Source organism: uncultured Frigoribacterium sp., assembly GCF_963515265.1.
Lineage (GTDB): Bacteria > Actinomycetota > Actinomycetes > Actinomycetales > Microbacteriaceae > Frigoribacterium.
Window position 1 is genome coordinate 1 of the sequence record NZ_CAUPYL010000076.1, and the last position, 11,041, is coordinate 11,041.

An 11,041-nucleotide genomic window follows, 5' to 3' on the forward strand; every position below is an offset into this window, starting at 1 on the left:
GGCCTGCCCATCGCCCGCGGCATCGCGCGGGCGCACGGCGGCGACCTGACCTGCGAAGCGGCCGGCGCAGCTGTCGGCGGTGCTGTCGGCGGCGCGGTCTTCCGGTTGACGCTCCCGCGCTGACGCCTCGCCTCGAGGCGCCGCGACGCGTGCGCGCCGCTCAGCGACGCGAGATCGACAAGACGACGTGAAGCGACAAGACGACGCGGAACACCCCGTCGTCTTGTCGCTCTCACGTCGCCTGGCCGCCTGGCGGCCTCGAGCTAGGGCCGGGGGCGGTCGAAGCGCGCGCCGCCCGGCTTCGGGCCGAGGATCGCGAGGACGGTGAGCGCGATGCCGCCGAGGTACGGGAACAGGTTGATCAGCAGCAGCCACCCGCTCAGGTCGACGTCGTGCAGCCGTCGGACCCCGATCGCGAGGTACGGCACGATCGTCCCGAAGAACAGCACCGTGAAGACGAGGGCGAAGGGGTAGAAGCCCGGCCCCGGGTCGGACGAGCCGTCGGCGTGGACCTCCATGCCGGGCAGCGCCGCCAGCAGCGAGAGCAGGCCGAGGCCGAACCAGACGACGACCGTGGCGAGCGCCACCCACCAGTACTCGCTCCGGCTCGCACGGCCGCTGAAGTCGGCGTACTTGCGGAAGAACCGCTTCACCGAGTCGATGGGCCCGGCGCCGTACAGCGGCGCCCAGAGCGGCACGGAGCCGTCGGCGAGGCGCGGGGACACCCCCGGAGGCGCGCCGAACGGCTGCTGCTGGCCGTACGGCTGCTGGCTGTACGGCTGCTGGCCGTACGGCTGCTGGGCGTAGGGCTGCTGGGCGTACGGCTGCGGCTGCTGGCCGTATCCCGGCTGCTGGCCGTAAGGCTGCTGCGGCTGGCTGTACGCCGGCGGCTGCTGCGGCTGGCTGTACGCCGGCGGCCGCTGCGGCTCTCCGTGAGGCTGCGGCGGCCCGTACGGCTGCGGCTGCTGCCCCTCGGCCCGGCCCTGCTCGTCGTCTCGTGCGTCGCTCATGTCGTCCCCCTCGATCCGTCGCCCCTCGCGACCTGCTCAGGCTAGTGGCAGCCGGCCAGCACGCGAGCGGCAGCGACCCCTGCCGAGGGCCGGTGTTCCAGGCCGAGGGCGGGTCGCCCGCGACCCGCCCTCGAGCCAGAAGACCCGCCCTGGGCGCAGAGCCAGCCGGACGAGGCAGAGCCGCACCGAGCTGGACCGGACCGGACGAGGACGCGACCGCCCTCGGCGACGCGCGCCGCGCCTCCTACAGCTCGCGGGCGAAGCAGACCGAGTTGCCGCTGCCGACGTACGCCCCGAAGAGCGGCACCTCGCTGTACCCCTCGCGGGCGTAGAAGCGGATCGCGTCGGGCTGCGACGTGCCCGTCTCGAGGACGACGCGGCGAGCGCCGAGGGCGCGCGCCTCCTCCTCGAGGGCCCGGAGCACCGCGACGGCCACCCCCGAGCCGCGGGCGGACGGATCGACGAACATGCGCTTCACCTCGACCGAGCCGGGCCCGGCGACGTCGTCGGGCAGCGGGCGGAGCCCTCCGCACGCGACCGCGGCACCGGAGGCGGTGCGTGCGACGACGAAGACGGGCACGTCCGATGCGCTGGGCGGCGTTCCCGGCTCGTGGTCGTCGCTCCCGTAGCGCTCGTCGAGCTCACGGCGCTGGGCCCGGCGCAGCTCGTCGGCCTCGGGGTGGTCGTAGGGGACGACCTCGATCTGCCAGGTCATGTGCGGCTCCTCCCGTGCTCCTCGCACCGTAGCGGCCCGGGCCTCACCAGAAGCTGCCGCGCACCGCGACGTCCGACGCGCGCACCTCGGTCGACACCTGGATCGTCCGGGGGTCGAGGAGGTCGCCCGGGATGCCGTCGCCGTGCTCGTCCTCGATCTGTCGCGCCAGCTCGGTCGGCGAGGTGCCGTCGGGCGGCCGCACGGTGAACACCGTCCAGCACCCGCCGGACCCGCAGCTCGTCTCGCTCGCCGTGACCGAGCTGCCGACGGGCAGGTCCATCGAGGAGGCGTCGGGCACGTCGCCCTCGGTCGCGAAGACCACCTGCATCACCATCCGGAGGAGGAAGAGCCCCACCAGCAGCACGACCACGCCCGAGAAGACAGTGGCGACCACGATCCCCGCGATCGTCCGTCGCCCGAGCGGAGGGCTGCGGCGGACCGTCGCCGCCGTCGGCGCGCGGCGTCCGTGCTCGCCGCTGTCCTCGCGGAGGACGTCCATGGTGGTCCTTCCGAGGAGGCGGGGCAGGTGCAGCCGCCCGGCCCGAGGACGTCGACGGGCTGGCTCTGACCTGCGCGAGACCGGTCTGTGCGGCAACGGCGGGGCGCCGGGGAGGCGGGGAGGCGGAAGTGGAGCGAGTGACGGGAATCGAACCCGCGCTACCAGCTTGGGAAGCTGGAGTTCTACCATTGAACTACACTCGCGCAGCCGCCAGGAGGCGGCGGGCCCGCTCAGGAGCGGGGTGTCCCCACTATAGCGAACCGCGCCTCCTCGTCTCGTGCAGCGCCTCCGCCGCGGGGCTCGTGCAGGATCGGGCCGTGTCCCCCGATGAGCAGACGGGGTACGCGGTTGTCAAGGGCCTGACGCCGGGCGCGTCCCCTGCCTAACGTGGACCGTCCCACTGCTGGCGATCAGGGCGCCGGCAGGCGACACCCCGAGGACGCACCATGGACATCTCCGCCGGCACGACGAGCTCCGACCTGTCCGACCGCACCCGTCTCCGACCCGTCGGCCGCCGCTCACGGCCCCGGTCGTGGCGCCTCCCCTCCTCACACGAGCAGGTCGCGGCCCGCCGGAGCCCGTGCCTCGACGACGTCGTCGGCGGCAGCCGGGTCCCGGAGGGGTCCTGACGTGGACGCACACCCCGCCTCCACGACGCAGCAGCTCGACCGCGTGCCCCTCACCGACGTCAGCGAGGTGCACCTGCACATGATCGACGACGGCCAGTGGCGCGTGCTCGACCGTCGCCTGCCCGACGACGACATCGCGGCGCTGCTCGGCTTCGTCGAGCGCGTGGGCCCCGGCTACCAGGCGACCCTGATCGGGCACCCGCTCGAGAAGCACGCGTGCGACGACCTGCTCGCCGTCTGCGCGTGCTTCGTCGCGGGCCCGTGAGCGGGCCGGCACCCGTGCACGCGTGGGCGGCCGTGAACTGCTCGGCGCCCGACCAGGGCACGACCTCCTGTGAATGCGGACGCCGCGCCGTCCGTCGCCGTACGGTCGCCCCATGATCACGAAGAAGACGCTGTTCCCCCTCGCCGCCCTCCTGCTGCTGCCGCTGACGGGCTGCACCGGAGGCGCGCAGGTCACCGACCCGGCCGGCGACGTGCCCGGCAGCGAGAAGACGGCGACCAGCCCCGCCCAGTCGAACCAGGTCGACTGCACCCGCGTGCTCGACAGCGCGCTGAACGCGCTCGGCGACGAGGTCGACGACGACGTGCTGCTCGCCTACGCCCGTGAGGACGACGGCACCTGGTACGTCGCCGCCCCCGTCGGCGAGAACAACGTGCTCAGCGAGACGGTCGGCCTCTGGACCACGACCGGGGATGTCGAGTCCGACGAGTTCGACGGCACCTTCGAGTCGGTGAACGAGGACGCGCAGTCGTCGTCGACCTGGCCCGTCTCGTCCGACGCGTCGGCCGAGCAGTCCGACGCCGGCCAGCAGGCGCTCAGCTGCATCGCGGACGCGGGCGAGACCGCCCGCTAGACCGCCCGCGAGCAGGCGGCCACCCGACCTGGCACACCCCCTTCGGTGCACTGCGCCCCCGATCTCAGGGGTGCGCTGCAGCGGAGGGGGTGTCGTGCGCGAGGGGCGAGCGCAGGAGGCGCGGGCAGGCCCTCGCAGGCCTGCCCGCGCCTCCTGCTTTGCACGTCGCGCACCTGCGGCGCAAGCCCCTCGCGCAGAACGGCCCTCGCGCCCCGAGCCGGACCACGATCGTCTGCGCACCGCCGTGACCGGACGAGTGCGCCGACGAGACCTCCGGAGGACACCGATGTCGACCCCTGCCCCCACCGACGCCGCTCCCGTCGGCCCCGACGGAGACTCGGGCGGCCGCTCCGGAGGCGGCACCGCGCTGAAGCGTGCCATCACCGGCCCGCTGCTCTACCTCTTCATCCTCGGCGACGTGCTCGGGGCAGGCATCTACGCGCTGATGGGCACGCTGTCGGCGGAGGTGGGCGGCGCGCTCTGGGCTCCTCTGCTGCTGGCGCTGCTGCTCGCGCTGCTGACCGCCGGCTCGTACGCCGAGCTGGTGACGAAGTACCCCAAGGCCGGCGGGGCCGCCATCTTCGCCGAGCGAGCGTACAAGGCGCCGCTCGTGTCGTTCCTCGTCGGCTTCAGCATGCTGGCCGCGGGCGTCACCAGCGCGGCCGGCCTCTCGCTCGCCTTCGCGGGCGACTACCTCGGCACCTTCGTCGACCTGCCGGCGGTGCCCACGGCGATCGCGTTCCTCGCGCTCGTCGCCTGCCTCAACGCCCGGGGCATCAGCGAGTCGCTCAAGGGCAACGTCCTCATGACCGTGATCGAGGTGAGCGGCCTCGTCGTCGTGATCGCCGTGGTGGCGATCATGCTCGGCGGCGGGCGCGGCGACGTCGGCCGCGTCGGCGAGTTCCCTGTCGACGCGAACCCGGCGATCGCGACCCTCGGTGCCGCCATCATCGCCTACTACTCGTTCGTCGGCTTCGAGACGAGCGCCAACGTCGCCGAGGAGGTGCGCGACCCCAGCCGCGTCTACCCCCGCGCCCTGTTCGCCTCGCTCGCCACCGCGGGCGTCGTCTACGTGCTCGTCGGGCTCGCCAGCTCGATCGCCCTGCCCGCCGAGGAGCTCAGCGACTCGACCGGCCCCCTGCTCGCCGTCGTCTCGGCGTCCGGCGTCGGCGTGCCCGAGTGGATCTTCAGCCTGATCGCGCTCGTGGCCGTCGCCAACGGTGCGCTGCTCACGATGATCATGGCCAGCCGCGTCACCTACGGCATGGCCGACCAGGGGCTGCTGCCCCGCCCGCTCGCTGCCGTCCTGCCGCGTCGCCGCACCCCGTGGGCCGCGATCCTCGTCACGACCGCCGTGGCGATGGTCCTGACCACGGTGGGCGACATCAGCGTGCTGGCCGAGACGGTCGTGCTGCTGCTGCTCTTCGTCTTCATCAGCACGAACGTCGCCGTGCTCGTGCTGCGCCGCGACCGGGTGGAGCACTCGCACTTCAGGGTCTGGACCGCCGTGCCCGTGCTGGGCACCGCCTCCTGCGTGCTGCTGCTCACCCAGCAGAGCGGCCGGGTGTGGCTGTTCGGGGCCGTCCTGCTCGCCGTCGGCACGGTGCTCTTCTTCGTCGCCCGTGCCGGGTCGCGTCGTGGCTCGCGTGCCGCCGCCGACGCCGCGGAGTAGACGGAGACCATCGCCGGCCGGCCGGCCGCCGCGACCACCCACCGCCGCCACCACCGACACCCAGGGCACCGGAGCCCCGACCAGAGGAGCAGCCATGCGAGAACTGAAGATCGTCGAGGCGCTGAGCGCCGTCGAGAACGCCTCACAGCTCGACCCGCTGATCGACAAGGTGGCCGGGGTGGTCGACGCCGTGGTCCAGCCCCGCGCCCTCAAGGACCTGCTGCACGGCGTGCCCGCAGGGCACCCGCTGCACCCTGTGCTGGTGCTGGTGCCGACCGGCGCGTGGATCAGCTCGGCGGTGCTCGACTTCATGCCCGGCCAGGAGAAGGCGTCGCGAGCGCTGGTCGGCGTCGGCGTCCTGGCCGTCGCCCCCGCCGCCCTCGCGGGCTTCGTCGACTGGGCCGCGTCGCACGAGCAGCAGAAGCGCACCGGCCTCGTGCACTCGGTCGCGAACCTCGTGGCGACGGGCCTCTACGGCGCCTCGTACCTCCAGCGGGTGCGGGGGAAGCAGGCGAGCGCCAAGCTCCTCGGCCTCGCAGGGCTCGGCGCCGTCGGCCTCGGCGGCTTCATCGGCGGGCACCTCGCCTACCGCCAGGCCGTCGGCGCGAACCACGCGGAGGACGTGCCGCACCTCGTCAGCCCCGGCTGGCACGCCGTCACCCGGCTCGACGCCCTGCCCGAGGGCGAGCTCACCGGGCTCGAGCTCGACGGCCAGCCGCTCGTCGCCCTGCGGCGCGGCGACGAGGTCGAGGTGCTCTCGAGCGTCTGCAGCCACCTCTCGGGGCCGCTCTCGCAGGGCGAGGTCGTGCTCGACGCGGGCCGCCCCGGCGAGGCCTGCGTGTCGTGCCCGTGGCACGACAGCGTCTTCTCGATGCGCACCGGCCAGGTCGTGCACGGTCCGGCCACGTCGCCGCAGCCCGTCTTCGAGACGCGCGTCGTCGACGGCGCCGTCGAGGTGCGGCTGCCGAACGCCGGCTGACCCGAGGAGGCGCCGCCCCGGCCCGTAGGGCACCTGCAGGAGGCGCGTCAAGGGCCGGACGAGGCCCCCGGCCGGTGATTGCGTGGAGCCATGAGACGACTGCACTACGCGGGCGGCTACATGCTGCTCGGCGACACCACCTGCAAGGCCGTGCTGCGGTACGCACGAGCGCTGGCCCGGTCCGGCACCTCCGACATCGTGTCGGTCCCGGTCGTGACCGAGGGCGGCAGCCGCGCCTACGCGCACCTGCTGATCGGCCCGGCCAGCCAGATCTTCTCGACCCCCGTCGAGAACGGCACGGAGGAGCGGGAGGACGACGAGGTCATCCGCGAGCTCGAGGAGGCGACCCTGCGGCTCCAGCCCGGCCGCCCCTCCTGGCCGGAGGAGATGGCCGACATCCCCGACCTGGACTTCGACGGCTACGACTTCGACGCCGCCCACGACGCGGGCGCGGACGAGGAGGACGAGCCGCAGCTGAGCGCCCACACGCACGGGCCGGAAGGATCCTCGTAGAGGTCGGACCCGCAGGTTGAGTCGGTTCCGCTCAACTTCGGAGCCGAGACGGGAATGCGACGGGGCCTCTTGCGTTGACTTGAGTCGTACGCACTCAAGTTCACCCAGGAGGTCCCGTGCCTGCACAGTTCGGCTCCGGCAGCAGCGACTCGTTCGACGAGTTCCTCGCCCGCCTCATGAACGGCGCCCGGTCGTCACAGCCCGGCCGACCGGTCGACATCTCGCGGCTGCTCAGCAGCAGCGCCCACGGCGTGGTCACCCGCGCCGGCGAGTTCGCCACCAGCCACGGGCACGCCGAGGTCGACTCGCTGCACGTGCTCCGGGTGCTGCTGGACGAGTCTCCCGCCGCGGACGTCGTCCACCACTCCGGCGCCGACCGCGACGCGCTGCTGCGCGCCGTCGACAGCCGCCTCCCCGGCCCCTCGTCGGACACCCCCAGCACCGCGTCGCTGACGCCGGCGGCCCAGCGCGTGCTGCTGCAGGCGGCGCAGGCCGCCCGCGCGTTCGGCTCGACCTACGTCGATCCCGAGCACCTCTTCTTCTCGCTCGTCGTCGACCAGCAGTCGACCGCCGGCCAGCTGCTCGCCGCCGCGGGCGTCACCCCGCAGGCGCTCCAGGCGTTCGTCCGGGACGGGTCGCCGACCGGCGACGCCGCGGGCACGAGCGGCGCGAGCCACGCGGGCGGCACCCAGGCGAGCGCGCAGGCGACCGGCGAGGCAGGCGCGACCGGCGCCTCCTCGACGCCGACCCTCGACCAGTACGGCAGCGACCTCACGGCCCGCGCCCGCCGAGGCGAGATCGACCCCGTCATCGGCCGCGCCGACGAGATCGAGCAGGCCGTCGAGATCCTGCTGCGCCGCACGAAGAACAACCCCGTGCTGATCGGCGAGCCCGGCGTCGGCAAGACCGCGATCGTCGAGGGACTCGCCCAGCGCATCGTCGACGGCGACGTCCCCGCGCTGCTGCAGGGCAAGCGCGTCGTCGCCCTCGACCTGCCCGGCATGCTCAGCGGCACCCGCTACCGCGGCGACTTCGAGGAGCGCCTGACCACGGTCGTCGACGAGATCGCCGCGCACCGGGACGAGCTGATCGTGTTCCTCGACGAGATCCACACGGTCGTCGGGGCCGGCGGCGGCGAGGGCGCGATGGACGCCGGCAACATCCTCAAGCCCCGTCTCGCCCGGGGCGACCTGCACCTCGTCGGGGCGACGACGCTGCGCGAGTACCGCACCATCGAGAAGGACGCCGCCCTCGAGCGCCGCTTCCAGCCCGTCCAGGTGCCCGAGCCGGGCGTCGACGACGCGGTCGCGATCCTGGCCGGCCTGGCCCCGCGGTACGAGGCCCACCACGGCGTGACCTACAGCCCCGAGTCGCTGCGTGCGGCGGTCGAGCTGTCGGCCCGGTACGTCGGCGACCGGTTCCTGCCCGACAAGGCGATCGACCTGATCGACCAGGCCGGCGCCCGTCGTCGGCTCCGTCTCGGCGCCCGTGACGGCGTGGACGTCGCGGCGCTCCAGGCGCAGCTCGCCGAGCTCGAGTCGTCCAAGCGCGCCGCGGTCGCCGCGGAGCGCTACGAGGAAGCCTCGCAGCTGCGTGACGAGCTCGAGGCCGTACAGGCACGGCTCGACGCCGCAGCCGGCGACCACGATGTCGAGACCGTCCCGCAGGCGCCCGGCACCGAGATCACCGAGGCGGACGTCGCCGAGATGGTCTCCCGCGCCACCGGCATCCCTGCGTCGCGCCTCACGGAGGGCGACCGGGCGCGGCTCGCCCTGCTCGAGCAGGAGCTGCACGCGCGGGTCGTCGGCCAGGACGACGCGGTGACCTCGGTCGCCCGGGCCGTCCGCCGCAGCCGCACGGGCCTCGGCGACCCACACCGGCCGACCGGGTCGTTCCTGTTCCTCGGGCCGACCGGCGTGGGCAAGACCGAGCTGGCGAAGGCCCTCGCCGAGTCGGTCTTCGGCGACGAGCAGGCGATGATCCGCTTCGACATGAGCGAGTTCGGCGAGCGCCACACCGTGAGCCGCCTGGTCGGGAGCCCTCCCGGGTACGTCGGCTACGACGAGGCCGGCCAGCTGACCGAGCGCGTCCGCCGGAACCCGTGGTCGGTGATCCTCTTCGACGAGATCGAGAAGGCGCACCCCGACGTGTTCACCCTGCTGCTGCAGGTGCTCGACGACGGGCGCCTCACCGACGGCCAGGGCCGCACGGTCGACTTCCGCAACACGGTCGTCGTGATGACCTCGAACCTCGGCTCGGAGTTCCTGGCGTCGCGCGGCGGCGCGCTCGGCTTCACGCCGGCCGGGCCCGTCGGGTCGGACCCCGCGGCCGGGAACGGCTTCGGGTCGGAGAAGGCGCTGCGCGACCGTGTCATGGGCAAGCTGCGGGAGGCGATGCGACCGGAGTTCCTCAACCGGATCGACGAGATCGTGCTGTTCCGCAAGCTCGACCGCGAGCAGCTGCGCGAGATCGTCGGACTGCTGCTGGGCGCGACCGCCGGCCGGCTCGCCGCCCAGGGCGTCGTGCTCGACGTCGACGCGGCGGCGACCGACTGGATCGTCGACCACGGCCACGAGCCCGAGTTCGGCGCGCGGCCGCTGCGCCGCACGATCCAGCGCGAGGTCGACGACCGGATCGCCGACCTGATGGTGACGGGCGCGATCGCCGCGGGCGGGCGCGTCGTGGTCCGCGTCGGCGACGACGGCGAGCTCGTCGCCCGGGCGGACGAGCCCGCGGCGGCCGCAGCGCTCTAGGCGCTCGCGACTCGAGGAGGCGCGGTGTCGGCACGGCCGGCACCGCGCCTCCTGCCTGCCCTCCGTCTACCACGCACTGCCCCGTAATGTGAGAGTGATCGGGGCGGCGGACCGCCCAGAGGGTGCGGTCCTCAGCTCCTGTGTCGCCGATCACTCTCGCTTTGCGGCGGCGTGCCGAGCTCTCCGCGGACAGGCCGGACTGAGGCGTGCCGGGCGGCGTATCGTCGCCCCCATGAGCGACCACGACGACACCACACCGGACACCGCCCCCGACGGATCGACGAACGTCACCGACGAGCAGGCCGAGCACACCGAGCAGCTCGCCGACGGCTCGAAGGACGGCCTCGTCGACGACGACAAGGACTCGAACGCCGACAAGGCCTGAGCCCGCTCCCCGCGAGCCCCACGAGAGGCCCCGATCCGACGTCCCGCAGCTGCGGGCGACGGGTCGGGGCCTCTCGTCACGCGCCGGCCGTTCCCGTGCCGCCCGACGCGTCCGGTGCTCCCGGCGGCTCGTCCCACCCCGTCTGCGGCGTCGTCGCGTCCTCGCGGAACACGTACTGCGAGATGCGCTTGCGCTCGTCGCTGACCCAGTCGATCGCCGGCCGCACGCGTTCCGGGGGGACGTGGCCGATCCGGTACACGGCCATCAGCTCGAGGTCGTCGGGCACCCTCAGCAGCTCGGAGACCTGCGCCCAGCGAGCGGGCGACTCCATCGGGAACGAGATGAACTGGATGCCCAGCCCGAGCGGCACGGTCGCCAGCCAGATGTTCTCGACGGCGGCCGCCATGCTGAACGTCGAGTAGAACGACGTCAGCGAGTCGGGCCGGTACGACGACCGGTCGAGCATCACGCCGAGCAGCAGCGGCGACCCGGCGACCAGGGCCCGGTTCTCGGCACCGAGCGTCTGCGGGACCCGCAGTGCGTTCATCAGCAGCTGGCCCCTCCTCGTGAAGACCTGCCCCGTGAACGGTCGCAGGGGCGCCGGCAGCTTGTCGAACAGCATCCCGTCCCGGTGCCGCGCCATCTCGGCCGCGCTGAAGCGGAAGAACGGCTTGTAGCGCTCGAAGAACGAGCCCGACGACATCGACTCGGTCATGCTCTCGCCGCTGATCCTGGCGATCTCGTCGATGGTCTCGCGCGCCTCGACCAGCACGAAGCGCCACGGTTGACTGTTCAGCTGGCTGGGCGCACGGCCGGCGAGCTCCATCAGGAGGCGCTGGTCGGCGGCGCTCACGGGCTCGTCCGTGAAGTGGCCGTTGGTGGTGCGGCGACGGCGGACGACGTCCATGAAGTCCATCAGCGCACCCCACGGCTGAGCAGCCACGCGGCGGCGTAGGCGGGCGCCGCGGCGAGCGCCGTCCGGGCGTGCGGCCCCGTGCGCGCCGAGATGCGCGTCAGCCGGGCGAACGG

11 protein-coding genes and 1 tRNA gene are annotated in these 11,041 nt (G+C 73.5%); 7 read left to right on the forward strand and 5 right to left on the reverse strand.

All coding sequences use genetic code 11. The features are described 5' to 3' along the window. Positions 1-263 precede the first annotated feature (263 nt). From RWM17_RS08050 to RWM17_RS08065, 4 genes are all read right to left on the reverse strand, one after another. Positions 264-1,010 carry a DUF805 domain-containing protein gene (locus RWM17_RS08050; RefSeq protein WP_314102561.1) on the reverse strand — a complete coding sequence of 249 codons (747 nt, stop codon included), beginning with the start codon at positions 1,008-1,010 and terminating at the stop codon, positions 264-266. A 244-nt stretch (positions 1,011-1,254) separates the two neighbouring features. Continuing rightward, positions 1,255-1,725, reverse strand: coding sequence for a GNAT family N-acetyltransferase (locus RWM17_RS08055; protein WP_314102562.1), 471 nt, complete (start codon positions 1,723-1,725; stop codon positions 1,255-1,257). A 43-nt stretch (positions 1,726-1,768) separates the two neighbouring features. Beyond that, positions 1,769-2,224, reverse strand: a complete 456-nt coding sequence (locus RWM17_RS08060) for a hypothetical protein (protein ID WP_314102563.1) — start codon at positions 2,222-2,224, stop codon at positions 1,769-1,771. A gap of 129 nt (positions 2,225-2,353) precedes the next feature. Further along, positions 2,354-2,427, reverse strand: a tRNA-Gly gene (locus tag RWM17_RS08065). A gap of 427 nt (positions 2,428-2,854) precedes the next feature. Here RWM17_RS08065 and RWM17_RS08070 point away from each other — a divergent pair. From RWM17_RS08070 to RWM17_RS08100, 7 genes are all read left to right on the forward strand, one after another. After that, complete coding sequence (locus tag RWM17_RS08070; protein WP_123548436.1) at positions 2,855-3,118, forward strand: hypothetical protein; 264 nt, start codon at positions 2,855-2,857, stop codon at positions 3,116-3,118. A 112-nt stretch (positions 3,119-3,230) separates the two neighbouring features. Further along, positions 3,231-3,710, forward strand: a complete 480-nt coding sequence (locus tag RWM17_RS08075) for a hypothetical protein (protein ID WP_314102564.1) — start codon at positions 3,231-3,233, stop codon at positions 3,708-3,710. 286 nt (positions 3,711-3,996) lie between these two features. Then, the gene (locus tag RWM17_RS08080; protein ID WP_314102565.1) at positions 3,997-5,382 is read left to right on the forward strand and encodes an APC family permease; all 1,386 of its coding nucleotides are present in this window, start codon (positions 3,997-3,999) and stop codon (positions 5,380-5,382) included. Between the two features lie 94 nt (positions 5,383-5,476). Beyond that, positions 5,477-6,361: a Rieske (2Fe-2S) protein gene (locus RWM17_RS08085; protein ID WP_314102566.1), complete on the forward strand. Its 885-nt coding sequence runs from the start codon at positions 5,477-5,479 to the stop codon at positions 6,359-6,361. Between the two features lie 90 nt (positions 6,362-6,451). After that, positions 6,452-6,874, forward strand: a complete 423-nt coding sequence (locus RWM17_RS08090; RefSeq protein WP_314102567.1) for a hypothetical protein — start codon at positions 6,452-6,454, stop codon at positions 6,872-6,874. Between the two features lie 116 nt (positions 6,875-6,990). Next, positions 6,991-9,627 carry an ATP-dependent Clp protease ATP-binding subunit gene (locus RWM17_RS08095; protein WP_399540303.1) on the forward strand — a complete coding sequence of 879 codons (2,637 nt, stop codon included), beginning with the start codon at positions 6,991-6,993 and terminating at the stop codon, positions 9,625-9,627. Between the two features lie 232 nt (positions 9,628-9,859). After that, entirely contained in the window at positions 9,860-10,012 is a 153-nt protein-coding gene (locus RWM17_RS08100) for a hypothetical protein (protein ID WP_314102568.1), read from the forward strand. Positions 10,013-10,088: 76 nt separating this feature from the next. On the opposite strand, the gene RWM17_RS08105 is transcribed toward RWM17_RS08100, so the two are convergent. Further along, the gene (locus RWM17_RS08105; protein WP_314102570.1) at positions 10,089-10,928 is read right to left on the reverse strand and encodes a nitroreductase family protein; all 840 of its coding nucleotides are present in this window, start codon (positions 10,926-10,928) and stop codon (positions 10,089-10,091) included. Positions 10,929-11,041 lie beyond the last annotated feature (113 nt).